Source organism: Aliterella sp. E5.1 (assembly GCF_057473825.1).
On sequence record NZ_JBYCCV010000003.1, the window covers coordinates 25067 to 51871 of the forward strand.

29 protein-coding genes and 1 tRNA gene are annotated in these 26805 nt (G+C 42.7%); 18 read left to right on the forward strand and 12 right to left on the reverse strand.

Annotated features, from left to right (window positions below; translation table 11 throughout):
• Nucleotides 1-4 precede the first annotated feature (4 nt).
• Together psbB and AC2VE5_RS01940 are read right to left on the reverse strand one after the other, a co-directional pair.
• The gene (psbB, locus tag AC2VE5_RS01935; protein WP_486886098.1) at nucleotides 5-1534 is read right to left on the reverse strand and encodes a photosystem II chlorophyll-binding protein CP47; all 1530 of its coding nucleotides are present in this window, start codon (nucleotides 1532-1534) and stop codon (nucleotides 5-7) included.
• A gap of 220 nt (nucleotides 1535-1754) precedes the next feature.
• The gene (locus tag AC2VE5_RS01940; protein WP_486886099.1) at nucleotides 1755-2075 is read right to left on the reverse strand and encodes a hypothetical protein; all 321 of its coding nucleotides are present in this window, start codon (nucleotides 2073-2075) and stop codon (nucleotides 1755-1757) included.
• Nucleotides 2076-2139: 64 nt separating this feature from the next.
• On the opposite strand from AC2VE5_RS01940, the gene AC2VE5_RS01945 reads away from it, so the two are divergent.
• Nucleotides 2140-2604, forward strand: coding sequence for a cupin domain-containing protein (locus tag AC2VE5_RS01945; protein WP_486886100.1), 465 nt, complete (start codon nucleotides 2140-2142; stop codon nucleotides 2602-2604).
• 11 nt (nucleotides 2605-2615) lie between these two features.
• Here AC2VE5_RS01945 and AC2VE5_RS01950 read toward each other — a convergent pair whose 3' ends face one another.
• From AC2VE5_RS01950 to gloA, 3 genes are all read right to left on the reverse strand, one after another.
• Nucleotides 2616-5297, reverse strand: coding sequence for a DNA methyltransferase (locus AC2VE5_RS01950; protein ID WP_486886101.1), 2682 nt, complete (start codon nucleotides 5295-5297; stop codon nucleotides 2616-2618).
• Nucleotides 5298-5471: 174 nt separating this feature from the next.
• Nucleotides 5472-6992 carry an iron uptake porin gene (locus AC2VE5_RS01955; RefSeq protein WP_486886102.1) on the reverse strand — a complete coding sequence of 507 codons (1521 nt, stop codon included), beginning with the start codon at nucleotides 6990-6992 and terminating at the stop codon, nucleotides 5472-5474.
• A 2-nt stretch (nucleotides 6993-6994) separates the two neighbouring features.
• Nucleotides 6995-7426, reverse strand: coding sequence for a lactoylglutathione lyase (gene gloA, locus AC2VE5_RS01960; RefSeq protein ID WP_486886103.1), 432 nt, complete (start codon nucleotides 7424-7426; stop codon nucleotides 6995-6997).
• Nucleotides 7427-7527: 101 nt separating this feature from the next.
• Between gloA and eno the strand changes: the two genes are divergently transcribed.
• Both eno and AC2VE5_RS01970 read left to right on the forward strand, forming a co-directional pair.
• On the forward strand, nucleotides 7528-8817 hold the full coding sequence (gene eno / locus AC2VE5_RS01965; RefSeq protein WP_486886104.1) for a phosphopyruvate hydratase: 1290 nt from the start codon (nucleotides 7528-7530) through the stop codon (nucleotides 8815-8817).
• Nucleotides 8818-8847: 30 nt separating this feature from the next.
• Entirely contained in the window at nucleotides 8848-9057 is a 210-nt protein-coding gene (locus AC2VE5_RS01970; RefSeq protein ID WP_486886105.1) for a hypothetical protein, read from the forward strand.
• Nucleotides 9058-9089: 32 nt separating this feature from the next.
• Here the strand turns inward: AC2VE5_RS01970 and argC are convergent, their stop codons facing one another.
• Nucleotides 9090-10148: an N-acetyl-gamma-glutamyl-phosphate reductase gene (gene argC, locus AC2VE5_RS01975; RefSeq protein WP_486886106.1), complete on the reverse strand. Its 1059-nt coding sequence runs from the start codon at nucleotides 10146-10148 to the stop codon at nucleotides 9090-9092.
• Between the two features lie 303 nt (nucleotides 10149-10451).
• Between argC and ribBA the strand changes: the two genes are divergently transcribed.
• Nucleotides 10452-12131: a bifunctional 3,4-dihydroxy-2-butanone-4-phosphate synthase/GTP cyclohydrolase II gene (ribBA, locus tag AC2VE5_RS01980; RefSeq protein WP_486886107.1), complete on the forward strand. Its 1680-nt coding sequence runs from the start codon at nucleotides 10452-10454 to the stop codon at nucleotides 12129-12131.
• Between the two features lie 66 nt (nucleotides 12132-12197).
• Here the strand turns inward: ribBA and AC2VE5_RS01985 are convergent, their stop codons facing one another.
• Nucleotides 12198-12338 (reverse strand): hypothetical protein, encoded by a 141-nt coding sequence (locus AC2VE5_RS01985; RefSeq protein ID WP_199192091.1) that lies wholly within the window; start codon nucleotides 12336-12338, stop codon nucleotides 12198-12200.
• Nucleotides 12339-12396: 58 nt separating this feature from the next.
• Nucleotides 12397-13494, reverse strand: a complete 1098-nt coding sequence (locus tag AC2VE5_RS01990; protein WP_486886108.1) for a Gfo/Idh/MocA family oxidoreductase — start codon at nucleotides 13492-13494, stop codon at nucleotides 12397-12399.
• 384 nt (nucleotides 13495-13878) lie between these two features.
• On the opposite strand from AC2VE5_RS01990, the gene AC2VE5_RS01995 reads away from it, so the two are divergent.
• Nucleotides 13879-14499: a Uma2 family endonuclease gene (locus AC2VE5_RS01995; RefSeq protein ID WP_486886109.1), complete on the forward strand. Its 621-nt coding sequence runs from the start codon at nucleotides 13879-13881 to the stop codon at nucleotides 14497-14499.
• A gap of 39 nt (nucleotides 14500-14538) precedes the next feature.
• Nucleotides 14539-15219 carry a 7-cyano-7-deazaguanine synthase QueC gene (gene queC / locus AC2VE5_RS02000; RefSeq protein ID WP_486886110.1) on the forward strand — a complete coding sequence of 227 codons (681 nt, stop codon included), beginning with the start codon at nucleotides 14539-14541 and terminating at the stop codon, nucleotides 15217-15219.
• 78 nt (nucleotides 15220-15297) lie between these two features.
• Here the strand turns inward: queC and AC2VE5_RS02005 are convergent, their stop codons facing one another.
• Nucleotides 15298-16671: a hemolysin family protein gene (locus AC2VE5_RS02005; RefSeq protein ID WP_486886111.1), complete on the reverse strand. Its 1374-nt coding sequence runs from the start codon at nucleotides 16669-16671 to the stop codon at nucleotides 15298-15300.
• 168 nt (nucleotides 16672-16839) lie between these two features.
• On the opposite strand from AC2VE5_RS02005, the gene AC2VE5_RS02010 reads away from it, so the two are divergent.
• The 8 genes from AC2VE5_RS02010 (at nucleotide 16840) to AC2VE5_RS02045 (ending at nucleotide 22597) form a co-directional block, all read left to right on the forward strand.
• The gene (locus AC2VE5_RS02010; RefSeq protein WP_486886112.1) at nucleotides 16840-17973 is read left to right on the forward strand and encodes a cob(I)yrinic acid a,c-diamide adenosyltransferase; all 1134 of its coding nucleotides are present in this window, start codon (nucleotides 16840-16842) and stop codon (nucleotides 17971-17973) included.
• Nucleotides 17974-18161: 188 nt separating this feature from the next.
• Nucleotides 18162-19022: a TIGR02587 family membrane protein gene (locus tag AC2VE5_RS02015; protein ID WP_486886113.1), complete on the forward strand. Its 861-nt coding sequence runs from the start codon at nucleotides 18162-18164 to the stop codon at nucleotides 19020-19022.
• Complete coding sequence (locus AC2VE5_RS02020; RefSeq protein WP_486886114.1) at nucleotides 19019-19402, forward strand: hypothetical protein; 384 nt, start codon at nucleotides 19019-19021, stop codon at nucleotides 19400-19402. The genes AC2VE5_RS02015 and AC2VE5_RS02020 overlap by 4 nt, the downstream gene beginning before the upstream one ends.
• Before the next feature lie 125 nt (nucleotides 19403-19527).
• Nucleotides 19528-20181 carry a hypothetical protein gene (locus AC2VE5_RS02025; RefSeq protein WP_486886115.1) on the forward strand — a complete coding sequence of 218 codons (654 nt, stop codon included), beginning with the start codon at nucleotides 19528-19530 and terminating at the stop codon, nucleotides 20179-20181.
• Nucleotides 20182-20184: 3 nt separating this feature from the next.
• Nucleotides 20185-20760, forward strand: coding sequence for a DUF924 family protein (locus AC2VE5_RS02030; RefSeq protein WP_486886116.1), 576 nt, complete (start codon nucleotides 20185-20187; stop codon nucleotides 20758-20760).
• 72 nt (nucleotides 20761-20832) lie between these two features.
• Nucleotides 20833-20905 (forward strand) — tRNA-Arg (locus AC2VE5_RS02035).
• A 167-nt stretch (nucleotides 20906-21072) separates the two neighbouring features.
• Entirely contained in the window at nucleotides 21073-21429 is a 357-nt protein-coding gene (locus AC2VE5_RS02040; protein ID WP_009632747.1) for a hypothetical protein, read from the forward strand.
• Nucleotides 21430-21511: 82 nt separating this feature from the next.
• Nucleotides 21512-22597, forward strand: a complete 1086-nt coding sequence (locus AC2VE5_RS02045; RefSeq protein ID WP_486886117.1) for a spore photoproduct lyase family protein — start codon at nucleotides 21512-21514, stop codon at nucleotides 22595-22597.
• Here the strand turns inward: AC2VE5_RS02045 and AC2VE5_RS02050 are convergent.
• A complete protein-coding gene (locus tag AC2VE5_RS02050; RefSeq protein ID WP_486886118.1) occupies nucleotides 22594-22806 on the reverse strand; it encodes a hypothetical protein in 213 nt (70 codons plus the stop codon). The genes AC2VE5_RS02045 and AC2VE5_RS02050 overlap by 4 nt on opposite strands.
• An 8-nt stretch (nucleotides 22807-22814) precedes the next feature.
• Nucleotides 22815-23309 (reverse strand): acyl-CoA thioesterase, encoded by a 495-nt coding sequence (locus tag AC2VE5_RS02055; RefSeq protein WP_486886119.1) that lies wholly within the window; start codon nucleotides 23307-23309, stop codon nucleotides 22815-22817.
• 52 nt (nucleotides 23310-23361) lie between these two features.
• Between AC2VE5_RS02055 and AC2VE5_RS02060 the strand changes: the two genes are divergently transcribed.
• The 4 genes from AC2VE5_RS02060 (at nucleotide 23362) to AC2VE5_RS02075 (ending at nucleotide 25353) form a co-directional block, all read left to right on the forward strand.
• Entirely contained in the window at nucleotides 23362-24213 is an 852-nt protein-coding gene (locus tag AC2VE5_RS02060; RefSeq protein ID WP_486886120.1) for a DUF72 domain-containing protein, read from the forward strand.
• 106 nt (nucleotides 24214-24319) lie between these two features.
• Nucleotides 24320-24592, forward strand: coding sequence for a hypothetical protein (locus AC2VE5_RS02065; protein ID WP_486886121.1), 273 nt, complete (start codon nucleotides 24320-24322; stop codon nucleotides 24590-24592).
• Complete coding sequence (locus tag AC2VE5_RS02070) at nucleotides 24573-24971, forward strand: type II toxin-antitoxin system VapC family toxin (protein ID WP_486886122.1); 399 nt, start codon at nucleotides 24573-24575, stop codon at nucleotides 24969-24971. The genes AC2VE5_RS02065 and AC2VE5_RS02070 overlap by 20 nt, the downstream gene beginning before the upstream one ends.
• A 40-nt stretch (nucleotides 24972-25011) precedes the next feature.
• Nucleotides 25012-25353: a 4a-hydroxytetrahydrobiopterin dehydratase gene (locus AC2VE5_RS02075; RefSeq protein WP_486886123.1), complete on the forward strand. Its 342-nt coding sequence runs from the start codon at nucleotides 25012-25014 to the stop codon at nucleotides 25351-25353.
• Nucleotides 25354-25415: 62 nt separating this feature from the next.
• Here AC2VE5_RS02075 and AC2VE5_RS02080 read toward each other — a convergent pair whose 3' ends face one another.
• Nucleotides 25416-26693, reverse strand: a complete 1278-nt coding sequence (locus tag AC2VE5_RS02080) for an MFS transporter (protein WP_486886124.1) — start codon at nucleotides 26691-26693, stop codon at nucleotides 25416-25418.
• Nucleotides 26694-26805 lie beyond the last annotated feature (112 nt).

A 26805-nucleotide genomic window follows, 5' to 3' on the forward strand; every position in this document is an offset into this window, starting at 1 on the left:
AGGTTTAAACAGCTTCTTTCTTGCGGCTAGATTTGTCTCCCACTTTCTGGAATAGACCCCACTCGACTTGATCGTCTAGGTCTGCTTCTACACCTGCAAACACGTCGCGGAAAATTGTCCGAGAACCGTGCCATAAGTGACCGAAGAAGAACAATAAAGCAAATACCGCGTGTCCGTAAGTAAACCAACCTCTAGGACTGGTGCGGAACACACCGTCAGAGTTAAGTTTTTCGCGGTCAAACTCAAAGGGTTCGCCTAACTGAGCTTTACGCGCGTACTTTTTGACATCAGCAGGATCTTCAAAGGTTTGACCGTTTAAAGCCCCACCGTAGAAGCTGGCTGTCACCCCAGCTTGCTCGAAGCTGTACTTAGATTCAGCACGACGGAAAGGAATATCGGCGCGGACAACACCATCAGCATCGGTCAAGACTACTGGGAAAGTTTCAAAGAAGTTAGGTAGACGACGGACGTTAAGTTCGCGCCCTTCGCCATCTTTGAACACTGGGTGTCCTAGCCAACCTTGAGCTATCCCATCGCCTTTATCCATGGGTCCGACGCGGAATAAACCACCTTTAGCGGGGTCGTTGCCAACGTAGTCATAGAAGGCGAGTTTTTCAGGAATAGACGACCAAGCGGCAGATAGGGTTTGACCTTGCGCCACTTCTTCTTGAACGCGGCGATCGATCTCTTGCTTGAAGTAGCCTTGATCCCATTGATAGCGGGTAGGACCAAATAGTTCAATGGGAGTCGTAGCATTGCCATACCACATCGTCCCAGCAACGATAAAAGCGGCAAAGAATACTGCCGCAATACTGCTAGACAGTACGGTTTCGATATTACCCATCCGCAGGGCTTTGTAGAGCCTTTCGGGGGGTCTAACGGTGAGGTGAAATAACCCGGCAATAATACCGACAATTCCGGCGGCAATGTGGTGAGCAACTACGCCCCCAGCATTAAACGGGTTGAAGCCCGCAGGTCCCCATTCTGGAGCAACGGGCTGAACGCTACCTGTTAGACCGTAAGGATCGGAAATCCACATTCCTGGTCCAAATAAACCCGTGAGGTGGAAAGCGCCGAAGCCAAAACAAAGCAAACCAGATAAAAATAAATGGATGCCAAACATTTTGGGCAAATCTAGGGCAGGTTCGCCAGTACGAGGATCTCTAAATAATTCCAAGTCCCAGTACACCCAGTGCCAGCAAGCAGCTAGGAATAATAGGCCAGAAAGAACGATATGAGCCGCCGCAACGCCTTCAAAAGACCAGAAACCTGGGTCGGTTGCTGCGCCACCAGTAATGTTCCAACCACCCCAAGATTGGGTTACGCCCAAGCGCGCCATGAAGGGCAGTACAAACATTCCTTGCCGCCACATGGGGTTAAGAACTGGGTCGCTTGGATCTAAAATTGCTAGTTCGTATAAAGCCATTGAACCAGCCCAACCTGCTACAAGAGCAGTGTGCATTAAGTGTACGGATATCAGTCGGCCTGGATCGTTCAGAACAACTGTATGTACTCGGTACCAGGGTAGTCCCATTGACTACGCTCCTCCAAGGATGAGTGATTTACAATTAGTAATTTTTCAGCTTTTTGTTATTGCCAGATGCTTGGGAGCAACACAGTTATTTTAAGTTAAAGTGCGATCGCTCTTTCACGCTTCTGGTAACGGCAAACAAAATGAGAATTATTAAAAAAGTGTAACTATTGACAGACGCGAATGCAAGCGCCTAAAGAGCGCGATCGCACTTTAATCGTTGTTATTCGGCAAGAAGTTGGGCATTTTTTACTCGACAATAAGCGGCGGCGGAGCTTAGACGCTCGATTACTTGGGGAGCGCTAATTAGCCGTTTTAGTACCACCGATGCGATCGCGTTTGGGGTTGGAGACTCTGGTTTTACTTCAATTGTTAAAACTAATTCTTCAACTCGGTAGAGCCATAATGTCTCGTTTTGAGCAGTTAATTGCAAGTTTAATCGCTCAATATCCGGTTTGCGCCGCCAAGCTACTTCATTCCACAATCCATCACTTGCCCATACTCTGCCAATTGTCCAACCATTGGGGAGAAAAAAATATTTCACTCTCGCTTAAACTAATAATTGGTTGCTGTTTACAATAGCAAAGAGACACATTTTTAACTACAAAATGATAATTGACCCAGAAAATGTAACTAATAATTACGGTTCTAATTATCCAGAACAATTTAAACCTGTAGTAGCCGGGCGCTCTAAAAAGCGTTTGGGTAACGCCGCCGGATTGCAAAACTTCGGTGTAAATTTAGTTGAGCTTGCCCCTGGAAGTGCCTCGGCGCTGAGACATTGGCACGATAAACAAGATGAATTTATTTATGTTTTATCTGGGGAAATTATGCTAGTAACTGATGCTGGGGAGGAAATTTTGACTGTGGGCAATTGTGCTGGTTTTCCTGCCCAAGTTGCGGACGGACATTGTTTAATTAATCGCAGCCAAGAAATGGCTACTTATTTAGAAATTGGCGATCGCACGGCAAACGATGAAGTAACTTATCCCGATGATGATTTAATCGCCCAATATAGTCCCAATGGCTGGATCTTCACCCATAAAGATGGAACGTTATATGAAAGCCAATAAATATTAGCTGTTTATTTGTCCTCAACCACTTCATCATCTCCATCAAACTCAGTTAGTGTGGATTCTTCATCTTCAACATCGTCAATCTCTTGCTCCGTCATACTCAGTTCTTTCTTAGCAAAGACCCGCCTAGCTTTGCGATCAAGAATTTGAATAATGCTAGTCTTATCTTTTTTGATAGCTTCAATATCTTCTCTTTGTAACAAGATCATGTAATAACGAGACATTTCCATCATTCGATAAGCATATTGAAAAGCGTCTCTAGTAAATTCCCCAGTAGTTACAATCATGACCACATCTGCACCAGTTACAAAGGTCATTCCTACCTCTTTAGCCAGCACATCTACATCAACTCGCTTGGTATTTTTACATTGAATTTGCCAACGGTGGTAGACAAAACGATCGGAAGCTGCAAGTACATCCACTTCACCTTGTCCAGTTTCATAATCTCGTTTACGCCATTTTGTAAACCGCAGGCTAGTTAGCCTTATCATCCAAATAGCTAATAGTTCAAGTGCTTTGCCTTTAATGTGTTTATCGTCATCATCTAAGTCATTAATGACATCTTCAAAACTTCTACTTAACTCAGTTTGAGTTATTTCCGTCAATTCTGCAATGCTTGTTAGTAAACGTGAAACTAATTCATTTCGAGCTTTATCTGTTAGCTTAACTTTATTTGGTTTAGCACCTCTACCGCCAGTCGTTTTCTCCGTTTCAATCAAATCAATATCAACTAGCGGTTTAATTACCTCTTGAACAAATGACTTGCTAGGAAATCTAATTTTATAAATGCTAGTTGCATATTTAATAATGTGATTCCAAGGAGTTAAATCTTCAACATCCAAATGAATCATTGCTAATAAAAAATACTTCTGCGGCGAATTAAGCGTGTAAAGCTCATCAACATAATCTTTGTCAATTTCTAAAAGTTCGGAAACTACATCCCAATTAATCTCATACTCTCGCTCAAAAACACCTGCTAGTTCTAGCCACTTCCGCATTGTGCTAGTGTAAATAGCGTTTGGCGAAATAGAATAACCCATCTCTTGTAATTCGTAAGCTATTAACTCTAGTTGTGGCTTATCACCTCTAGCATTGATGGCTTCTATTGCTTTCAGCAATGACATACCTGTTAAATTTGTTAGGATGTGACGAGCAAACATTTGAACTGACGCTTCTGGTTCGCCTTTGTTAGTTAATATTTCACGAGCTAAGTCAGTTAATCTGTAATTCCAATCGTCGTTATTAACCTTCTCAACTATACGATAAGCCCTCAAAGATAAAAAACAATTCATTGACAATTTACCAATATTGTCCGCCGCTTTTGCTGGGTCGGAAGATTGAGAATGATTGGCAAAATATCTTTGGGCAATTTGACTTTCTAAATCTTTACGTCTGGGTTCACATTCTTGGCAAAGCTGGACAATTTCTAATAAGCTAAATTTCTCCGGTTCAAATTGATGTCCATAGGTAAACTTAAGTTTTCGTTGTTCCATAAATTCATATTCTTCATTAATAAAAGGAAGACTAAGTTGGTAGGGTGATGAATGCGGTAACATTTCTGACTTTTGTGGAGGAGGTGACTCCTCTAATTTGCTATGAAGTAGTTCAAAGACTTTTTGCTTATTGAGCTTGTCGCTAGGTAATGGATTTACTACTAATGGAGCATCAACCTCAAACCGGAACTTTGAAGCTTGAAGATATTGATCGTCAACTTCAAAAGCCAGCCATCGCCTTTGTAAAGTTTCTGCAACTCGACCAGTCATATTAGAGCCTGCAAACGGGTCGAAAACTAAATCACCAGGTTCCGTACATAAATTGATAATAAATTCTGGTAAAGCTTGGGGAAATCGAGCGGGATGAGATTTAATACCTTCTTGCTTGCATCGCTTCTGATAATAATCATTAGAAGCAGTATTTGAGGCAGAAATAACGTTTACTGGCTGGGTAAGCTCGTTTGAGAGCAGCCAATCGAAAGAGGCTAGAACTGGTAAGCCAATTTCACTATGATTTTTGTCATCTTGAGCGTTGATGATATTAGGGGGAATAGCTCCGCCGCGATCGCTACTGAATTTTTTGGAGATATCATGACCTGATGGGCGTAACTTAGCGTTATAACCATTTTTCAGTAGGTTTTTCATCGCCTCACTGTACGGACGTAAAACATTCCTATTATTGGCTTTGGGATGAGGATCTTTAGACAACCACCAAACTGTATTTACAGCGTCTTTTACCCGTTCCCTACGCACTGTTACCCACTCTGCTGGGGTAGGTAACTTAGCAGGATTGTACCAGTACAATTCTTGAGCTAAGTAAAATCCAATCCCGCCTTCAGTGGTAGGTTTGCATAACTCAATTACTAGCTCGAACTGGTAGAGACTTCGTATAGGGTAGCCTTTTATCCAACTACCACCAATATCAATTACCAGTGAACCACTCGGCTTTAAAATCCGATGGAACTCAAGGGCAAAATTCTTAAACCAGTCAACATACTTATGAGCGTCAACGTTGCCATATTCTTTCTTCCTAACCAGAGCAAAAGGAGGTGATGTACAGATAAGATCGATGCTCTCATCAGGAAGCTTTTGCATTAACTTTAGGCTATCTCCTAGATAAGCCGATCCTAGTTCTGTTGAGTAGTACGGAGAATCAGTAAGATGGGTAAATTTATTAGCCTGTAAAAAATTTTGCACGGGTTACAGCTTAAAAGCTCTAGCGATAGGAATCAGACGCTTGTTTTTTATGCTACGTAAATTAACTAATGAGTTATCTATAGTACAAACATTCTCTAAATATTTTAGTAAACAAAGTCACGTAAAGTACTTACCCGTCAGTATCTAAAAGAAATATCACTTGAGTGTAAACAATCAAAATGCGAAACTTGTCCTCAATGTAGCTTGCCAAGTAAGACCGTTAGAACTGTCATTGTTAGCGTTGTCAATTAGCTGGACAATCGGGCTAACGCTGAGATTGTCGCTTAATTGCAGCTTGTAAAACGCCTCAAAATTAGTTTGAGTAGCATTGCCTAAATCCGCCTCTACAAAAGGTTGTCCGAGCGCAATTCCGGTTAAAGTTCCTGGGAATCCCAAGTCTCGCCAAGATACCCCAATCGCCCAAGTATGAGGATGCAAATCTAGGTTTTGCGAAATTGCGGTATTGAAGCCATCGTAATTACCAATGCCAAACCGACCAAAAAACGCTGTAGTCCGGTTAAGAGCGTACTCCCCGTTGATGCCAAAAGCGGAAATATCGGTGTTATCGATTAAGGCTTTGGTGTATTGCAAGCGGAGGGCAAAGTTAGAACGGGGCGCGTATTCTACCTCTATAGTGCCGGAATTAAGATCGCCAAACAATCCCCCTTCACCACTAACAGCGTTGCTATTCGCCGCAATATAAAGACTCCGCAACGTAAAATCACCACCGCCAATATTCCAAGCTAAAGCCGCTCCCGCACCCCCAGGGCGGTCAATTTGGTTTTGGACGACAAGGGGGTTATTGAGAAAAAAGCTAGAGCTAAAGTCGCTAGATTCATCATTAGCGTAGCGATTGCGATCGATAAAATCTTGGGGTGGCATTTTTGCCCCAACAGTCACTTCTAAGTCAGTAAGCGGACGGAAAGTGTAGTACAACCGCCTTAATTGCACATCGTTACCAACTTGGGAGTATTCTAAACCCCCACCATCGGCTAATAATCCCGTAGTACCTAGGAGATTGGGCGCTTGATTTTGGACATTTGCGATCGCATCTCCGCCTTTATTTCCGGCTTCAAGTTGGGTAATTAGGCGGCTATTGGGAGTAAAACTGGTAATAAAATTTAAGCGAGTGCGAGCGACAAAAGTTGGATTTGCTTTTCTTCCTTCGGTAATGGCAAAAATCGCCTCTCCTTGCAGCTTACTTGTAGCGGAAAACTGAGTAGTTTCTAAATTAGTAACGCGCCCTTCAATATCATTTAAGCGAGTGCGGATTTGACCTAGAGGTAGGCGGTAGTCACTTTCTAAGCGCTGCAAAGTTACTAAATCTTCTTGACTAACAAAAGTTTGATTAGCAATTTGCTCCAACACTCCTTGAAGCGCCGCCGCAAACTCGTAACGACTCAAAGGGCGATTTCCTCGGAAAGTACCGTCTGGGTAGCCAGAAATTGCCCCGTAACGCTGAACTAGAGAGGCTAAAGCCTGATAAGCCCAGTCTGTGGGCAGAACATCGCCTAGTTCATCCACCGCCGTTACTTGAGCAAGCTGAGTAGAATCAAAATCTACCTCTCGATCTTCTAGACCTTGAGCTTTGATAGGAATAGCTAGGAACAAAATTGAGCAACTTAAGATTACCCAACCAGTTCCCAGCTTGTTGTTAAAAAATTGGGATAGATACAACTTAAATTGAAACTTCATTACTAATTATTGGCACCCATTTGGGCTGACGCTGCTTGCTTAGTTCCTTGAGTACCTAATTGAATTAGCTCTACTTTGTATCCGTCTGGATCTTCTACAAAAGCAATCACTGTAGAACCGTGTTTCATCGGTCCAGGTTCGCGCACTACTTTACCGCCTTGCGCCTTAATTTGTTCGCAGGTGCTATAGATATCATCTACTCCCAAGGCAATATGACCGTAGGCATTGCCCAGATCGTACTTATCTTGACCCCAGTTATGAGTTAGTTCAATAACGCTATGGTCGGATTCATCGCCATAGCCTACAAAAGCTAGGGTGAATTCGCCTCCCGGATAATCTTTTTGGCGCAATAACTTCATTCCCAGTAGTTCGCAGTAGAACTTTAGGGACGCTTCTAAGTTGCCCACCCGGAGCATTGTGTGTAGTAATCTCATTTTGCAACTCCAAATCCTTCATTACATTACATTTTTAATTGTAAAAACGCGATATATTGCATTTCTAGCTGACTGCTGACTTACTTGAGGTGCTATTGAGGATGATGAATACACTAGATACTGCCATTGATAACATTGTTGCTAGAGAAATTCTCGACTCGCGAGGTCGTCCCACCATTGAAGCGGAAGTTCACCTAGTTAGTGGTGTCGTGGGGGTTGCTCAAGTCCCCAGTGGGGCATCTACAGGAAGTTTTGAGGCGCATGAATTGCGCGATGACGACAAGAGCCGTTATGGCGGTAAAGGGGTACTCAAGGCGGTAAAAAACGTCAATGAAACGATTTCTCCTGAGTTGCTCGATCTTGATGTAATTAATCAAGAATTAATCGATCGCACGATGATTGCTTTAGACGGATCTTCTAATAAATCAAATTTGGGTGCAAATGCAATTTTGGCGGTTTCTTTAGCTTCAGCCAAGGCTGGTGCGGAGTATTTAGGATTACCTCTCTACCGTTATTTAGGCGGTCCTTTAGCCAACTTGTTACCCGTACCGTTGATGAATGTGATTAACGGCGGCGCTCACGCTTCTAATAACGTAGATTTTCAAGAATTTATGATTGTTCCTGTGGGTGCGTCTTCTTTTCGAGAAGCACTGCGTTGGGGAGCGGAAATTTTTGCGGCTTTGAGCAAAGTTTTAGACGATAAAGGGTTACTTACTGGGGTGGGCGATGAAGGTGGTTTTGCGCCGAATTTAGAGTCCAATCAAGCGGCGTTAGAATTGCTGATGATGGCGATTTCTAAAGCAGGATACAAGCCAGGAGAACAAGTTGCTTTGGCGCTAGATGTAGCAGCTAGTGAATTTTACAAAGATGGTCAGTATGTCTACGATGGTGTACCTCATGCGCCGACAGAATTTATTAGTTATTTGGGGGAGTTGTGCAATTCCTATCCTATAGTTTCAATTGAGGATGGTTTGCATGAGGATGATTGGGACAATTGGCAGCTTCTTACGCAACAACTCGGTAGTAAAACTCAGTTAGTCGGTGACGATCTGTTTGTAACTAATGCTACTCGTCTGCAAAAAGGTATTGACCAAGCCGCCGCCAACGCAATTTTAATTAAGCTCAATCAAATTGGTTCTTTGACTGAAACTTTGGAAACTATAGATTTGGCGACTCGTAATAGTTTCCGCTCTATTATCAGTCACAGGTCAGGGGAAACGGAAGATACAACGATCGCTGATTTAGCTGTGGCTACTCGCGCTGGACAAATTAAAACGGGTTCTTTGTGTCGCAGCGAACGAGTGGCTAAATATAACCGTTTGCTGAGAATTGAAGACCAATTAGGCGATCGCGCTATCTATGCGGGTTTAGTCGGGATGGGCGCTAAGTAGTCCCAGCTTTACTATAAGAAAAACCAGAATATGGGGGGTCTGCCCCCCAAACCCCCCATTGGGGGACGAGTTGCCTCCCCCAAACCCCCTGCAAAAGTGTTTTATCGTGAGGTGCGGAAGTTCCTGGGCAATATACCTCTATACGGGTCTACCAAGGGAGAAACGTTTCAGTACAAGATTTTTATCTTGGGTACGGAGGTTCACTGGGAAATATACTTTTATGGGGATATATTAAGCTAGAAACTTTATGGTATTTGGGTTTTACGTTCAACTTAGGGGTAAAATCCTAGTTTGGGTAATCCCAAAGTTTCATCCCAGCCCATCATAATGTTTAAGCACTGAATTGCTTGCCCTGCTTGTCCTTTGATTAAATTATCAATGGCGGACATGACGATTGCTCTCCCGGTACGCTGATCTACTTCGATACCGATGTAACAAAGGTTACTGCCACACGCCCACTTGGTTTGTGGATATACACCGCTTTCGCACACTGTTACCCAAGGAGAGTTGCGATAAAAAGCTGTGTAAATTGTCATCAAATCTTCTCTTACTAACCCCGGATCTCGTAAAGTTGCATAAACTGTTGCTAAAATTCCCCGCACCATTGGCATCAAATGTGGTGTAAATTGAATCGTTACTTCGTGTCCGGCTAAATCGCTGCAAACTTGCTCAATTTCTGGGGTATGACGATGACGCGCTACGCCATAAGCTCCTATAGAGTTATCGGCTTCTGCTAACAGCATACTGGTTTTTGCTTGTCTGCCGCCGCCAGAGGTTCCAGATTTGGCATCAATAATTGCGGTTTCTGGGACGATTAAGCCTTGCTTGAGTAGGGGCGAAAGTGCTAATAAACTTGCTGTAGGATAGCAGCCCGCACAGCCAATTAATTGACTGTCGGCAATGCGACTTCGGTATAGTTCGGGTAAACCATAAACTGCTTTATCGGCTATGGAGCGATCGCTGCGTTCTTTACCATACCAAGAGGTATAAGTGTCTAAATTCGTAAAGCGATAATCGGCGGAAAGATCTAGCACTTTACAGCCTTTTTCTACTAAAACTGGTGCTATTTGGCAAGCAAGACCATTTGGCAAAGATAAAAATACTACTTCACAGCGTTTGGCTATTTCTACGGGGTCTACGGCTTCAATTTGACGATCGACAAGATGCGCCAAATGCGGATAAAGATCGGCGAAAGATTTGCCTGCACTACTTTCACCGCCTAAATAGGTCAGTTCTAATCCTGGGTGATCCATCAACAGCCGTACTAACTGCACCCCTCCGTAACCCGACGCGCCAACAATCCCAACCGATACGCGCCTTATGTCACCCATAACAATTAACCTTTAAGAGTTTTGACTAAAAAAATTTAACTTTTGCCAAATTCTATATCAGGTTGTGTTTTTGTGGGCAAGGTTTTTAGGGCAGAAGATGCAAAAGGGAAACATATGTAGTGATGCGATCGCATTTCTTTTATTGTTTTTTTGCTATTAACTTGAAAGTATGGCTTGCCTAAAAGCGCGATCACATCATCTACTTAAACTAGCTGAGCATCTCGCCCTTAGTAGAAACCAGGCTACAATTAAATTAATCTAAGCTTCAAGAAACTTTACGATTTACTTTACTTGTAATACTCTGTGCAACAGCCTACAACTGCTTTAAAACAACCATTTCAGTTCGATCCCATAGAAGACGCTTTAGCAGACCTTAAAGCCGGACGTATGTTAGTGGTGGTGGATGATGAGAGCCGGGAAAACGAAGGTGACTTAATTTGTGCTGCTCAGTTCGCTACGCCAGATACAATCAATTTTATGGCAGTAGAAGCGCGGGGGTTGATTTGTCTAGCCATGACTGGCGAACGATTAGACGAATTGGATTTGCCTTTAATGGTCACTAACACGACCGATAGCAATCAAACAGCCTTTACAGTTAGTATTGATGCTTCCCCAGCTTTGGGTGTAACTACAGGTATATCTGCCGAAGATCGCGCCCGAACAATTCAAGTTACCATCAATCCAACTACAAAACCCAGGGATTTACACCGCCCCGGTCACATTTTTCCGCTCCGAGCGCGAGAGGGAGGGGTGCTAAAAAGAGCCGGACATACGGAGGCTGGGGTAGATTTAGCACAGTTAGCTGGGTTGTATCCCGCTGGAGTAATTTGCGAAATTCAAAACTCCGACGGCTCCATGGCGCGTTTGCCACAATTAGTGGAGTATGCCAAAGTTCATAAATTAAAAATTATTAGTATTGCGGATTTAATTAGTTATCGTCTCAAGTACGAGCGGTTTGTCCGTCGGGAAACGGTAACAAAACTACCAACACAATTTGGACAATTTCATATTTATGCTTATCGCAATACCTTAGATGATTCGGAACACGTAGCGATCGTTAAAGGGGAACCCGCAGACTTTGCCGACAAAACTGTCATGGTACGGATGCACTCGGAATGCTTGACGGGGGATGCTTTAGGCTCTTTGCGTTGCGATTGTAGAATGCAGTTGCAAGCAGCTTTGAAAATGATTGAAAATGCCGGGCTTGGTGTTGTAGTCTATTTGCGGCAAGAAGGGCGCGGAATTGGACTAATTAATAAGCTCAAAGCCTACTCGCTGCAAGATATGGGGTTAGATACGGTAGAAGCAAACGAACGCTTGGGTTTTCCTGCCGATCTGCGTAATTATGGCGTAGGAGCGCAAATCTTAAACGATTTGGGGGTGGAGAGAATTCGGTTAATTACTAATAATCCCCGCAAAATTGCTGGGTTGAAGGGTTACGGATTGGAAGTAACTGATAGATTACCATTACTAATCGAAGCAACCGATTATAACTCGATCTATTTAGCTACAAAGGCAGAAAAGTTAGGGCATATGCTGTTGCAGACTTACTTAGTTACGGTAGCGCTGCACTGGAAAGATGAACCATTATCGGTTACAGAGCGCTACGATCGCTTAGAGAAACTGCGAAATCTAGCTCGTACGTCTGAATTATTATTGCAAGAAGAAGCAAGACCAGTAGCGATCGCTTTATTTAGCGAACCTTCTTTAACGGTACATTTGGGTTTCGATCAGGCAAAAGTTGCCGCTATTGATTGGTATAAAAATGCCGATCATCCTTATGTAAAAGCAATTGCTCAGATTTTGGATAATCTCGCAAGTTGGGACTTTTTAGAAAAGTTAGAGTTTTTGGTGTCTCCTGGAGTCGATCCTTTAAGTAGCTTGCAAGTTAACTTAGATCGCCAGGTATTGAGTACAGATAGTTTACCTTCAGCAATTTGTGATCGCTTAGAAACCCAAAAAATCTATTGCTACGGCTGTTAGCTCCTTAAATTGAAAAACCCGCCTACAATAATAGGCGGGTTTTTTAGCGTAAAAGTAGAGCCGACATTAATTAACTGCGTAAGCAGATTTTAATGCCCAAATAATCAAAGCCGCGATCGCTCCCAAAATCAGTACGGTAGAAATCGTAACTGCTTTTGGGGTATCTGCGCCCTTGAACTTCATAATTCCACGATTCAAGTCAGACATGAGGCTAATCTCCTCTAGTGGTAGATTTCTAATCCGTCCGCCTTAATTCTAATCGCTTCTAAACAGTTACGATGTCACAACTAGGGGAATTGGCATCAATTCCCGATTGTTTCCAAGCACGACCATCTAAAGCCATCTGCTCGATCAAACTTGCTAGTCTCAGCGCTTTTAATGCTTGTTCTCCACCTACCGACGGCTGATTTCCACCCCTTACACAGTTGACAAAATGTTCTAGTTCTGCGTGAAGCGGTTCTATATTGCTGGTATAAACTTTTTCAATCAAGCCATCTTGACGATAAAGCACTTGACCGTAATCTGTCATGCAATTAGCGGTTGTTTGCCGATGGATGAGAATTTCATTATTGAGAAAATCTGCTTCTGTTAGTGAATTTTTGCAATGAGCCGCAATGCGGCGAATTTTGCAGTGAGTGACTTTACTCGCTGTCAACGTTGCTACAATCCCATTGGCAAAGCCTAAAGTCGCCGTAACGTAATCAAGGTAGGGGCGGGGTTTGGTATTTGCTGAAAAATTGACCGATTCTGTTGCACAGGCGCGGCTACCGCTTGCTGTTAATTTGACTACCGGGGAGGCGGCTAATTCTAACAGTAAATCGATATCGTGAATCATCAAATCCAATACTACCGACACATCATTAGCACGATCGGAATAGGGGCTCATGCGATGGGCTTCTATCGCCAGCAGTTGCTCAGTTTTTAAAACTTTGCTCAGTTCTTGAAAAGCTGGGTTGAAGCGTTCGATATGACCTACTTGTAAAATACTTTTAGACTCGGCAGCCGCATTTACTAAGGATTCAGCTTCGGCGATACTAGCAGCGATCGGCTTTTCGATCAAAATATGAATGCCAGCTTCTAAGCAAGTCATGCCCACCGAATGATGTAAATAAGTGGGTACAGCAATACATACTGCATCTACATGAGGTAGTAAATCTTGGTAATCTTCAAAAAAACGAACTCGGTACTTACTAGCAGTATCGAGTCCCCTTTCTACGTTGATATCTGAAACCCCAACAAGTTCTACATCTTTAAGTAAACTCAGTACGCGGGTATGATGCTGTCCCATATTGCCCACTCCAATCACGCCAATGCGGATCGGTTGAGGCTGATTGCGCTGCACATGATTGTTTGGTTGTGCCATGAATATGCTTTTCTCCACTCCTTTCCTTTCCTCAGCCACCAAAGTATAGAAACGCCGCGAAATGGCGTATGCGGTCAATTATCAACACTCAAACCCTTAAATCATCCAGATAGTAACATAATGCTTCTATTTATAAAGAAACTTAAAGCTTATTGAAAGTTCCTGTATTATGTATTGTTTTTAGTAAGTGCGATCTCTGCCTCTAGTGTTATGTTCGCAGTAGTAGTTCTGGGCGAGAGAATGTGTCAGTTTTTTGCCCGTCCATTAGCTGGTTTAATTTAGGTACTAGCTATTGACTTAATTTAGGGCGGCTTTTCCTGTAAATGAATTAGTTTATAAATATGGTTGCAACCATTGGTGTTGTAGAAGCACGAGGTAATTTTTATGACTGCTACCACTGCGAATAAACTCAGTTTTGCCCAGTTTCTTGAGCAATACCCCGACGGCGATGGCATTTTTGAATTAGTGGATGGGGAGATTGTCCAAGTGGAGCCAATTAGAGCGCGTAAAAATGTAGCGAGACTATTATTATTTGCTTTCAACGATGAAATTAGAGGCAATAATCTTAGCTATATTGTCGATCAAACTATAATTATCAAAACTTCTACCAGTGACGGGCAAGAACGAGGCAGGAACCCCGATGTTAGTGTAATTAGCCAAGTAGAATGGAACTCCAACGTATCAGCTTATGCAGCCCTAACTAAGCCTATCCAACTAGCGGTAGAAGTTGTTTCCACCAATTGGGAAGACGATTACATCGATAAATTGGCAGAACATCAGCGTTTAGGCATTGCAGAGTATTGGATTGTTGACTACTTAGCGATCGCATCTCGCAGTTATTTGGGCTACCCTAAATTGCCTACAGTGTCGGTATATCAATTAATTGACGGTGAATACCAAGTACAGACATTTACAGAGAATACTTCCATTATTTCGCCTACGTTTCCCCAGCTAGAACTAACTACCGAGCAGCTTGTAAACGCAAGTCAGATATATCTAGCTTAAAATCTTAAAAATTAGTTCAAATGCAAAAGGTGTTGCTAAGTGAAGGCAGTTGTTCTATTGTCTGGTGGGTTGGATTCATCGACGGTACTGTATAGCGCCAAGTCCTCTGGCTGTGAATGTTACGCGCTATCTTTTGATTACAACCAAAGACAAGTGCGAGAATTAGAGAGTGCGCTCGCTATCGCTGAAGCGGCCGGGGTAGCTGATAGTAAAGTAATTAGCTTCGATTTGCGTTCTTGGGGTGGTTCGGCGCTTACCGATGACAAGATAGATTTGCCAGTAGAGCGATCGCTTTCGCAAATGGGTGAGAATATCCCTGTAACCTACGTCCCCGCCCGTAATACTATATTTTTGAGCTTTGCCCTAGCTTACGCCGAAACTATCGGTGCAGAGCGCGTCTACATTGGTGTTAATGCTTTAGATTACTCCGGCTATCCCGATTGTCGCCCAGATTATATTCAAGCGATGCAAGAAGTTTTTAGATTGGGGACAAAACAAGGTAGAGAAGGAGAAGCAATTAAGATAGTTGCACCGCTCATTGATATGAAAAAGACTGAAATTATCCAACTAGGGAATAAATTAGGCGTACCTTGGGAAAAAACCTGGTCGTGTTATGCAGGAAACGAGAAAGCTTGTGGCGCGTGTGATTCTTGCAAGTTGAGACTAGAAGCTTTTGTTGAATTGGGATTAATCGATCCCATTGTCTACAAAGAAATATAGTTTTAAATCGGAATCCTCAGTAGTTTTACCTTCCGTCATAGGTTGTGTAATGCGACGACATAGAGAAGTTGCAAACTATTACGTTTGACGATGCATTTTTATATGATGCAAACGCGCCCCATCGACGGAAATCACTGTAAAATCTAGGTTTCCGTAAGTTAAAGTAGTTCCAACGGCAGGAATTTTCTGCAACTGATAGAGCAAAAAGCCCCCTAAAGTTTGATACTCGTTTTTTAAGGGTAAATTGAGCTTTAATAATTCGTTGAGGTCTTCTAAATTCATCTGCGCTTGCACTAAATAAGTTTGCTCGTCCAAGCGTTCGATCATCAGTTCATCTGCGCTTCCTGGTTCCCCAGTATCGCCAATAATTTCCGCTACCAAGTCTTTGATAGTTGCCAAGCCCACAATGCCGCCAAACTCGTCTACTATCATCACCATAGATAAATTGACTCGCTGCATCATTGGCAATAGTTCGCTTAGGGGCGTATGTTCGGGTACAAACCTCACTGGACGAATCCACGATTTTAGCGGTGTTTCTAGGTCAAGCTTTCCAGTAACTAACGGCGTTGCTAGTTCCTTAAATTCAATAATGCCGCAGACATCATCTAAAGATTTGCCCACTATGGGATACCGCGAGTGTCCGGTAGCTGTGACTACTTGCAATAGTGACTCAAAGGTTCCGTTAATTGGTAAAGATACAATATTATTGCGTTGAATCATGACTTCGGCGGCGGTGACATCGCCAAACTCAAACACATTATTTAGTAATTCTCTGTCTCTAGCTTTCAAGCCTGTAGATTCACGCTCGGTAGCAATAATTAGCTGTAATTCTTGTGGCGATACGGGGGTTCTCCAGCCTTGTCCTGTATAGTTAATTCCTCCTAATCGCAATAGCCAACGAGTAGAATGATTGATTACCCAAATTAAGGGGTTAAATAAACGCGCGATCGCTTTTACGGGGGAAGCCAAAAGTCGCGCTAACTGCTCTGGATAAAGTAACGCTATAGATTTGGGACATAATTCGCCTAAAATTATTTGCAGGTAAGCAACTAATAGAAAAGCGCTGGGGACGGATATGGAATGAATTATTAAGCTCCGTATCCCTCGATCTATGGGCAAATTTTCAATTAATGAAGCTACCAAAATCCCCATCGTACTTTCGCCAATCCAGCCCAGAGCAAGGCTAGAAAGCGTAATTCCTAGCTGAGTCGTCGATAACAGGCGCTCGATGCTTCTTTGCAAAGTTTGTACCGCCACCGCTTCTACGTCGCCGTTTTCTACCAATTGATGAATGCGCGATCGCCTCACGGTGACTAAAGAAAATTCCGCCGCCACAAAAAACGCATTGATGGCAATTAATACTAAAACTGACAATAATCGCAGCCAAATATCTGCCTGGGTGAGTGGAAGAAAACCATTCAGCGCCAAAATATTGAAAACAAAGGCAAACATTAGCACTTTTTTGAGGTAAAAGGCAGAAGTTAGTATTTATATACTGCGATGTGCGCTTTTTAATTTTTAACTTAATTATATCTACCTGGTGACTTTTGTTTAGGGACGTATTTTCTGGCATTGGTCAGTTGTTAAGATAAAAACCTGACACAATCCCTCAATAAAGCAATGACAAGAAACGGTATCGGTATTCGCACGGCGCAACTAAGAACCCACCGGGTAGTAGGTCAAATTCATGTATACGACGGTGCAGGCAAAGGTAAGTCTCAAGCAGCTTTAGGGGTAGTTTTACGCTCTATTGGGTTAGGGATAAATAGTAATATTGCTACCCGCGTTTTACTTTTACAGTTTCTTAAAGGTTCCGAACGGGCTTACGATGAAGATGGCGCAATTGAAGCGTTGCAACAAGGTTTTCCCCACCTAATCGATCAAGTCCGCACGGGTAGAGCCGAGTTTTTTAACAAAGAGCAAATTACCCGTTTTGATCGCCAAGAGGCAATTCGCGGCTGGGATGTGGCGAAAGGTGCGATCGCATCTGGGTTGTATTCGGTGGTAGTTTTAGATGAACTCAACCCCATGCTCGATTTGGGCTTGTTGGATGTAGAGGAAGTTGTCAAAGTGCTGAAGTCCAAACCAGAGGAATTAGAAGTTATTGCCACCGGGAGGGCTGCACCGCCGCAATTGCTAGAGATTGCCGATTTGCACTCAGAAATGAAACCCCACTACCATCCCACCGCCGCCGCTCAAGGAATTACAGGGATAGAAATCTATACTGGTGCAGGGAAAGGCAAGTCTACAAGCGCCCTCGGTAAGGCGTTACAAGCCATTGGTAAGGGTATCAGTCAAGATAAGTCGCACCGCGTATTGATTATGCAATGGCTCAAAGGTGGAACGGGATATACAGAAGATGCGGCGATCGCTGCTTTACGACAAAGTTACCCAGATTTAGTCGATCATCAACGTTGCGGACAAGATGCGATCGTTTGGCGCGGACAACAAAAAGAGCTTGATTATGTAGAAGCAGAAAGAGGTTGGGAAATTGCTAGAGCCGCGATCGCTTCTGGCTTGTATAAGACAATTATTTTAGACGAGCTTAATCCTACGGTAGACTTAGAATTGCTAGATCCAAATCCAATTGTGCAATCACTCCTGCGCAAGCCCCGCGATACGCAAATAGTAATTACTGGGCGCTGTCACAATCCTCCAGCTTACTTTGACTTAGCTGGAGTGCATTCGGAAGTATTTTGTCACAAACATTATGCTGATACTGGGGTAGAACTTAAGCGCGGTGTTGATTTTTAAACTATGGATACTAATACGCTGGACTTAATTACTGCTGGGCTTGCGATCGCTATTTTTGGTGTCGGTTTGTTGATGATGTTTACTGACTTATTTACTAAAAAAAATAAATAAGTCAGCAGATGGATGAACAACAAACTACTTAGGTAGAGGATGAAAACAAAGGTATAAATTTTACCTAAGTTGCTGTCATGAATCGCTCTCAAAAAGATCTCTCTATCGGGCGGAGTCTTCAAGAATATTTACGCGGGATTGCTGGGGGGCTAATGTTTAGCTTGCCTTTACTTTACACAATGGAAGTATGGTGGGCGGGTTTTACTATGCACCCTTTGCGGTTGTTACTCTACGTTTTAGCTACTTTTACTCTATTGCTAGGATATAACCGCTACGCGGGACTGAGGTACGATTTTACCCCTTTAGAAGTAGCCGTCGATTCGGTAGAAGAAATGGGAATAGGGATGGCAATTTCTGCTATTGTTCTTTGGCTACTAGGGCAAATTACAACCGAAATGCCAGGGAGGGAAGTTGCAGGCAAAATAATTATTGAATCGATGACAGTAGCAATTGGTGTGTCTGTCGGTACGGCTCAGTTAGGCGGGAGTGAAGCTCATGGCAATACAGGAGCAGAAGACAATTTAACGCCATTTTTATCGGAAGGTAGTGACTTAATGGGACAAGGCGCGATCGCGACTTGCGGAGCGGTGTTATTTGCCGCAAATGTTGCACCTACAGAAGAAATTATTGTCATTGCTACTCAATCTACAGCTTTCAAATTGCTAGGTATGGCAATACTGTCTATGGTTTTTGGTTCGTTGCTATTGTTTTACAGCGATTTTTCAGGGACGCAGAGCTTTAGCAAAAGTAGGGGCTTAAAAACGGTATTTGGTGGCGCAGTCATTACTTATGCAATTTCTTTAGTGGTTTCGGCGGCAATGTTGTGGGTGTTTGGACGCTTTGATGACACTTCCGCGATCGTTTGCTTGTCGGAAACTGTAGTATTAGGACTTGCCGCTAATTTGGGCGCTTCGGCGGGGAGGCTGCTGTTACAATGAAATTACAAAAAAATTGGTTAGAGTGGCTGGTTTTTGCAGTAAGCTTTGTCCTCGTACTCTGTGCATTGGGCTATTTAGTGTATGACGGTGCAACCTCCGCCAAAACACCCGCTAATATTCAATTAGAGCTAGGCAAGCCGCAGCCGCAAGCAAATCACTTTATGGTTCCTGTCTCAGTGACAAATAGAGGCGATACTACCGCCGAAACTGTGCAAATTGAAGTAACGCTTGAAAATTCGGGTCAAGAACAAGAAAATGCCCAATTGGAAATTGCTCTTCTTCCCCGCCACTCTAAGCGCGAAGGCTGGGTAACTTTTCAAACCGAGCCGCGTACTGTAGAGGAGATGACAGCGCGAGTATTGGGATTTGAACAACCTTAATTGTGCTGGCTATCATTAATACTATAAATAGTCAAGTAAATAATCTAGATAGGAACCTTTTTTGACGAGAAATGTCTTTAAAATTAACACGCACTAAAACAGTTTACTCAACAAACAAGGTATTTATGGCTAATTGGAAATCTGGAACAGCCGCGCTCATGGCACTAGCAATTACCACAGGTACAAGCGCACCTTTATTTAGCAATGCGTCAGCTTCGGCTCAACTTTTCCCAACGCAAAGAAGTAATACTACTAATACTAATACTCAAATTACCATTCCTTCGGGAACAACGATTCCCGTCCGCTACAACAAAGCAGAGAAAATTGTTGTTAGTCCCAATGAAACTATGGCTGTAACTTTGACTGTAGCCAGCAATATTATCAATAGAAGCGGGACTATATTGATTCCTGCCGGAAGTACCATTGAAGGCGAATTGCAACCTGCTACCAATGGTTCTCAATTTGTAGCTACGACATTAGTTACAAATAACCGCCGTCAGTCAATTGATGCCACATCTAAAGTAATTAGCCAAACCACTGTTAGGCAAGGATCTAAAACTGGAAATATCTTAAAGGGTGCAGCCGTAGGTGCAGCAGCCTCCGCCGCTCTAGGAGCTTTGACAGGCGATCGCGCTATTGCTACTGAAGAAATACTATTAGGTACGGGAGCAGGTGCATTGGGTGGCGCATTGCTACGCAACCGCAAAGCTGATGTAGTAGTGATTGAACCCGATACAGATTTAGATGTAACCTTAAACTCCAATTTAACATTGCGTTAAAGCATGGCAAGAGTAGAGGAGATTTTAGACTTTTGGTTTGGCGCTCCCCAATCAGTAGATTATGGTAAAGAGCGATCGTTTTGGTTTACCAAAAATCCAGAGTTTGACGAAGAATTAGGCGATCGCTTCTTAGTAGACTACGAACAAGCCGCCAGGGGTGAATTAGACTACTTACAAGATTCACCTCTTGGTTGTTTGGCGCTGGTTTTGCTATTAGATCAGTTTGGGCGCAATATCTTTCGCAGAACGCCCCAAAGCTTTGCTACCGATGCCAAAGCGCTGTCTGTAGCTAAAAGTGCGGTAGATCGAAAATGCGATCGCGCTTTACTACCAGTACAGCGCTGGTTTATCTACTTGCCCTTCGAGCATAGTGAAAATCTTGCCGACCAAGAACGAAGCATTGAACTATTTTCAACTTTGTCTAACGATCCTGCGAGTGCGAATACTATCGATTATGCCTTGCGCCATAAGGCGGTAATTGAACGCTTTGGGCGTTTTCCCCACCGTAACAAAATTCTTGGTCGGACAAATACACCCGCCGAAGCAGAATTTCTGACTCAACCAGGCTCATCATTTTGATAGTGTAATGTTAAGCTGCTAAGTAACGCCTGTTTTTAGAAATGGGTTATAATTTAGCAACAAACAAAGCATCCTGCCGTGGCCGAGTGGATTAGGCAACAACCTTCTAAGTTGTACCACGGGGGTTCAAATCCCTCCGGCGGGGTTTAATTCAATCAACGGGCGATCGTTCGTTGATGAACCAAATTTCTAGCATGAACACTTAGCGGCTATCCCTACAAAAAAGTAGCAAAAGCCGTTCGGAGTATAGTTCCTAGCTCATCTCTAAATGTTCGATAATAGAGATAAGTCAAAGAGAAAAGCAATAGCTAAATGAGAATACAGTCATCGGTATTAGTACATTTAGGATTTGGTAAGTATGTACGTTCTGACCAAGTTACCGCCGTCATTCCTATCGAAGAAGATCGAGGTCCAGGTAGAAGGACATTTGTACAGGTACAAGGTCAGAAAGACCCAGTAGTAGCATCTCGCGCTGAAGACTCCATCGTGCGCGACTTAGTGCAAGAACCCCGTGAAGTTACCCAGTCACGTCAGCAGCAAGAAATCCTCCATGACTTATTGTTAGACCTCAATAATGTCAATAAGACAGTTAGGCGGATTGCCCGTGATGAAGGCGGTTTAGATTTAGAGCGATTAGAGCAACGCATCCGCGAAGTTCTAGAAAACTAAGATATTAGGTGCAGGATAACAATTCTGCGCCGCCAAGTTTCTTTTCAGTCCTAGTTTATTTGCACTCTACACATTTTTTTAAATGAACTCAGGAACCATAGTCCAAACCACTCCCACCGTTAACGCGCCACTCTCTAAGTTGTGGATGCCTGATCGCGTAATATTTACTCCCGCAGCTTTAGATGAACCTTGGGGACAGCAGCTTTACGAGCGGGTACAAAGTTTTAATTTACCTGTAGAGGAGTTACCCCGCAATCGCTTAACGGGATTACGCGGCGAAACGCCCCGCGAAACCTACGACCTTGCCAAACGTACTTTAGCGGTGGTTACGGCTCCCCCTAGTGCGTTCAAGCTTAGTCCTATTCCCCCATCGGCGGATTGGCAGTTTCATATTGCTGAAGGCTGCCCAGCCCACTGTCAGTATTGCTATTTAGCAGGTAGTCTGCAAGGACCGCCAGTAATTCGCGTCTTTGCCAACTTGCCGCAGATACTAGCAAATTTAGCTAACTACGAGCGCCCAGGGGAAGCTAAAAGCTTTGAAGTTAGCTGCTATACTGACCCATTAGGAATTGAGCATTTAACTGGGAGTTTAGCTGAAGCTATTCGCTATTTTGGGACGCGAGAAGATGGTTATTTGCGTTGGGTTTCTAAGTTTGAGGCAGTAGATAATTTACTCGATTTGCCTCATAACGGTCATACTCGCTGCCGGGTAAGTGTCAATGCTGCGCCCGTTTCTGGGCGGTTTGAGGGCGGTACAGCGAAAGTAACGGCACGGCTTGCGGCATTGCGAAAATTGGCTTTACCGCGAAGTCTTGGCGGTGGCGGTTATCCGGTGGGAATAGTCATTGCGCCCATTATGCCCGGTGAAGAGTGGGAGGCGCACTATACTCAGCTATTTGATGAGATTTCGGCGGCTCTTGATTTTGATTGCGATCTAACTTTTGAGCTAATTTCCCACCGCTTTACTCCTGGATCTAAAGAAGTATTGCTGAGTTGGTATCCCAATACCAAGCTAGATTTGGATGAAGAAAAGCGCAGCGTCAAGCGTAATAAGTTTGGCGGAACAAAGTATGTTTACAACGCCGATATTATGAAAGAACTGCGGCGCTTTTTTGAAGGCGAGATTCAAAAGCGATTTCCTCAAGCCCGCATTCTTTACTGGACTTAGCTAGGCTCATTTTTAATAAATCTTTCGTAAGCAGCCTTTTGTTCGGGAGTGGCAGAGTTTAGACATTCTTTATGGATGCGCTCTAAACTTTGTAAATACTCCTGCTTTTGGCTCAAAACTTCATTGCTAGCAGTAGAATTAATCAAAGACAACTGAGCGCGTAGAGGTAGCTGACGGAAGGCTTCTAAGCGTTTTTCTAGAGATGACATAATCTTTATTACTTTTCACCCATTGCTGTCAATCGAGCAAAAGCTGCTTCCATTGCTTCTGGTAATTGGCGCAGAATTTTACCTTTTTCTCGATCTATAGCTACTAGCGTAACTTGCGCCGATACATACAAGTCTTGAAAATCGGGGGATTGGATTTGATAATCCCAATTAATTCTCACGCCGCTTACATCCATCATGCGAGTTTTTACTATCGCTGCCATCCCTAATTGAATTGGGCGATGATAGCGGATAGAAAGCTCTACAACAGGCAACTCGCACCCCATAGCCACTAAATCGGCATAATCGATGCCAATTGAGCGCAAGCATTCTACGCGCGCTTCTTCCAGCCAAGCTACATACGCCCCATGCCAAACAACTCCCGCATAATCGGTATGATGGGGTTGCGCTCGAATTGCATACTCAAACCAGTTTTCAAATGCTATTAAGGGTAAGTTTTGAATTGCCCCAGTAGGTGGTAGTTGGGGAGACTGATTTTGTGACACTGTTGAAGAAAGCTCCTAATTTGTCCCTTTTAATATTACGGGATTACTTAGCATGAATTTCCGCATCGGTTGCGCTGTTTGGTCTTACAAAGGTTGGGTGGGAGATTTTTATCCGCCAAAAAGTCGTAGTAGTGAGTTTTTGAGGCTTTATAGCGATCGCTTTACAACCGTTGAAGGTAATACTACTTTCTACGCTATCCCTAATCAAAACACTTTGAAGCGATGGATAGCAGAAACTCCGCCAAGTTTTAAGTTTTGCCTGAAGTTGCCTAAACAATTCACTCATCAAGGTTTGTTGCAGCCTTCTATTGCTGGCGCGTTAAGCTTTTTAGAGCAAATGCAGACGTTAGGCGAAAGATTAGGAGTTATTTTTGCTCAACTTCCCCCCAGCTACAGCCCAGAATTACTAGCCGATTTAACAACTTTTCTCGAAGCTTGGGCGCAAACTCAAGCACCGCTTGCTTTAGAAGTTCGTCATGCTGATTGGTTTATTGAGCCTCACAGTAGTAAGCTGACAGATATTTTAGAAAAGTTAGAAATTGGTAGAGTCTTGCTTGATTCTCGTCCTATTTATAACGCCCCTGATGACGCACAATTATCTAGCGAAAGACGTAAACCCAATTTACCTGTAAACTTTAGCGTGAGCGCACCTTTTAGTTTAATTCGCTTTATTAGTCATCCCCAGCAACAATTGAATCAGAGTTATTTAGAAGAATGGGTTAGTTTTTGTGATCGCACTTTGCGTCAAGGTACGCAGATTTACTTTTTTGTTCATTGTCCAGTTGAGGAGCGATCGCCTAATAATGCTCGTTACTTCTACCAACTATTACAACAGCATAATGTGTCTGTTCCGCCCTTGCCTTGGAGTGAAACTGACGAACCTACACAATTAAGATTGTTTTAAATTTTAACTTATGAAGTCTGCTTACATTCAAAACAATTTTTTTGCTTTATATTAAAATGAATATATGCTTGTAATCGTATCCTTATTTATATTTATTAGAGGTAATATGAGTAATTTAAATTTTATTACAATCCACAAAAGTTCTCAAGATAAAAGAGATTTAATTAAAACTGAGATTGATAATATTGATGAAAAATATCTTGACGAGATTTACAATTATATTTTGACAAAACAGGATATACGAGAGATAAGTACAAGTGTAAAACAGAGTTTAATGTCGAAATTAAGAGCTATAAAAATAGACGCTCCTGAAGATTTTGCAGAGAATTTTGACTTGTATTTGAGAGGAGAAAAAAAGCTTGAAACAGATATTCGTTGATGCTAGTTTTGTAATTGCATTGATCAATCAACGGGATCAGTATCATCAAAAAGCTTTAGCACTATCACATAAAATTGAATACTATCCTTTGCTTATAACTGATGCAATTTTACTAGAAATTGGTAACGGTTTAGTACGTGGTTACAAACAGCAGGCAATCGAAATTATTGAATATTACTTGACGGCTGACGAGGTAGAAGTTGTTAATCTCAGTCCTATCTTATTTAAAAAAGCTTTGGGCTTTTACAAAACCCATCAAGATAAAGATTGGGGTATAGTAGACTGCTTATCATTCATAGTTATGAAAGACGTAGGTATAGAGCAAGTTTTAACTTTTGACAAACATTTCTCGCAAGCAGGATTTCAAATCCTAGCGTAACAAATATACTTTAAGTGTTTAATTAAGAAAGAAATATAAAATGGAAAATCTAACTCAACAAAAATGTACTGCTTGTCACAAAGATGCACCCCGTGTCACCGAGGCAGATATAGCCGAACTTAAGCCACAAATTCCTGATTGGCAAATAGTAGAAGTTGAAGGACAACCGCGATTAGAACTTACTTATAAGTTTCCTGATTTTGTTAGCGCGATCGCATTTACAAACAAAATAGGCGAAGCCTCCGAAGCTGAAGGACATCATCCTGCTTTACTTACAGAATGGGGAAAAGTAACTGTAACTTGGTGGACGCACGCCATTTGTGGCTTGCACCGCAACGATTTTATTATGGCAGCAAAAACAGACCAAATTGCGGCAAATTAATGAGCAACGCCATCAGTTGTCTAACTATGCTGTATCTGTCACTACCGTGCTTCCTGGTGAAACTAATTAGCATCCGCCGGAATAATACCTTTTTGTTGATAAATTGAACGAGTTGCTTGTCTAATCTTAGGTAAGTATTTACTAAAGAGCAGAGAACCTAAAATACAAAAAATTCCCCCAATTACTAATGTATATGGCGCACCTATGCGGTCTGCAAGGATGCCACCAAATAAATTGCCAAAAGGGAACATTCCTAAAAGTGCCATTGTAAATAAACTCATAACTCGTCCGCGTTTATCATCTTCGACAATGGTCTGGATAACTGTATTGCTTGACGAAATTTGCAGAATCGAACCCAAGCCAACAATTAACAACATCAACATAGAAACCCATAGCGTGCGAGATAAAGCAAACACAACAATGCCTACTCCGCACAGTGCTGGGGCAAAAGCAATTATTCTCCCTAAACCAAGTACACTTTTGCGCGTACTTAAATAAATTCCGCCAATTAATGCTCCTACTCCTGACGCTGAAGTGAGAAAACCAAAAGTATGAGCATCGCCGCCTAAAACTTGAGTAGCAAAAATAGGAATAAGAGTCATATAAGGTGTTGCCATTAAGCTAAATAAGGCTAATAGCAACAAAACTGAGCGAATTAACGGCGAATTGAAAGAGTATATAAATCCTTCCTTGATTCTTTGAATTGCATTACCTGATTTAGGAAATTTCTTTTTGGGCAAAACATTCATTGCTAATAAAGCAGCAATTACAGCTATATAGCTAATGCCATCAATCAAAAAACAATAACTTGCCCCAACTCTAGCAATCAAAATACCAGCGATCGCCGGCCCAATTAACCGCCCCCCGTTTACCAGCGAAGAATTAAGAGCGATCGCACTTGCCAAATCCGCTCGGCGTTCTACCATTTCTGGAACAAAAGTTTGCCTAGCTGGAGCATCTAAAGCGTTAATTACGCCCTGAAACAAACTCAAAAAAATAATATGCGAAATCCTAATTGTGCCTGTTAGCGCTAGTGCGGCTAGTGCTAAAGACTGAATCATTGCTAACACTTGCGTAATAACTAATATTTTCCGCGTGTTCCAGCGATCTACCATTACCCCACCAAAAGGAGCCAAAAACAAACTAGGAATTTGACTTGTAAACCCCACTATACCTAGCAATAAAGGCGAATTTGTTAGCTGATAAACAAGCCATACTGTAGCAACTTGAGTCATCCAACTACCAATTAGGGAAATACCTTGCCCAGCAAAAAATAGCTGATAATTCCTAGATCGCAAAGCAGGTATGTTGAAGCAAAAATTAGTTAATACTCTAGTCATGTTTGCCACTATATATACCTAGAGTTTGTTAATAGTGACTGGCGATCGCCTCTATCTGCTGACGTGCTTAGATTTGTAATTCCCAGTTTCTCTACTTGAAAACTTATTGGTT

Bases quoted from the DNA above. Each gene is read 5' to 3' on its own strand.
- psbB (WP_486886098.1), bottom strand. From the start codon at position 1,534: ATGGGACTACCCTGGTACCGAGTACATACAGTTGTTCTGAACGATCCA.
- AC2VE5_RS01945 (WP_486886100.1), top strand. From the start codon at position 2,140: ATGATAATTGACCCAGAAAATGTAACTAATAATTACGGTTCTAATTAT.
- AC2VE5_RS01955 (WP_486886102.1), bottom strand. From the start codon at position 6,992: ATGAAGTTTCAATTTAAGTTGTATCTATCCCAATTTTTTAACAACAAG.
- gloA (WP_486886103.1), bottom strand. From the start codon at position 7,426: ATGAGATTACTACACACAATGCTCCGGGTGGGCAACTTAGAAGCGTCC.
- eno (WP_486886104.1), top strand. From the start codon at position 7,528: ATGATGAATACACTAGATACTGCCATTGATAACATTGTTGCTAGAGAA.
- AC2VE5_RS01970 (WP_486886105.1), top strand. From the start codon at position 8,848: ATGGGGGGTCTGCCCCCCAAACCCCCCATTGGGGGACGAGTTGCCTCC.
- argC (WP_486886106.1), bottom strand. From the start codon at position 10,148: ATGGGTGACATAAGGCGCGTATCGGTTGGGATTGTTGGCGCGTCGGGT.
- AC2VE5_RS01985 (WP_199192091.1), bottom strand. From the start codon at position 12,338: ATGTCTGACTTGAATCGTGGAATTATGAAGTTCAAGGGCGCAGATACC.
- AC2VE5_RS01990 (WP_486886108.1), bottom strand. From the start codon at position 13,494: ATGGCACAACCAAACAATCATGTGCAGCGCAATCAGCCTCAACCGATC.
- AC2VE5_RS01995 (WP_486886109.1), top strand. From the start codon at position 13,879: ATGACTGCTACCACTGCGAATAAACTCAGTTTTGCCCAGTTTCTTGAG.
- AC2VE5_RS02005 (WP_486886111.1), bottom strand. From the start codon at position 16,671: ATGTTTGCCTTTGTTTTCAATATTTTGGCGCTGAATGGTTTTCTTCCA.
- AC2VE5_RS02010 (WP_486886112.1), top strand. From the start codon at position 16,840: ATGACAAGAAACGGTATCGGTATTCGCACGGCGCAACTAAGAACCCAC.
- AC2VE5_RS02015 (WP_486886113.1), top strand. From the start codon at position 18,162: ATGAATCGCTCTCAAAAAGATCTCTCTATCGGGCGGAGTCTTCAAGAA.
- AC2VE5_RS02020 (WP_486886114.1), top strand. From the start codon at position 19,019: ATGAAATTACAAAAAAATTGGTTAGAGTGGCTGGTTTTTGCAGTAAGC.
- AC2VE5_RS02025 (WP_486886115.1), top strand. From the start codon at position 19,528: ATGGCTAATTGGAAATCTGGAACAGCCGCGCTCATGGCACTAGCAATT.
- AC2VE5_RS02030 (WP_486886116.1), top strand. From the start codon at position 20,185: ATGGCAAGAGTAGAGGAGATTTTAGACTTTTGGTTTGGCGCTCCCCAA.
- AC2VE5_RS02040 (WP_009632747.1), top strand. From the start codon at position 21,073: ATGAGAATACAGTCATCGGTATTAGTACATTTAGGATTTGGTAAGTAT.
- AC2VE5_RS02045 (WP_486886117.1), top strand. From the start codon at position 21,512: ATGAACTCAGGAACCATAGTCCAAACCACTCCCACCGTTAACGCGCCA.
- AC2VE5_RS02050 (WP_486886118.1), bottom strand. From the start codon at position 22,806: ATGTCATCTCTAGAAAAACGCTTAGAAGCCTTCCGTCAGCTACCTCTA.
- AC2VE5_RS02060 (WP_486886120.1), top strand. From the start codon at position 23,362: ATGAATTTCCGCATCGGTTGCGCTGTTTGGTCTTACAAAGGTTGGGTG.
- AC2VE5_RS02065 (WP_486886121.1), top strand. From the start codon at position 24,320: ATGAGTAATTTAAATTTTATTACAATCCACAAAAGTTCTCAAGATAAA.
- AC2VE5_RS02075 (WP_486886123.1), top strand. From the start codon at position 25,012: ATGGAAAATCTAACTCAACAAAAATGTACTGCTTGTCACAAAGATGCA.
- AC2VE5_RS02080 (WP_486886124.1), bottom strand. From the start codon at position 26,693: ATGACTAGAGTATTAACTAATTTTTGCTTCAACATACCTGCTTTGCGA.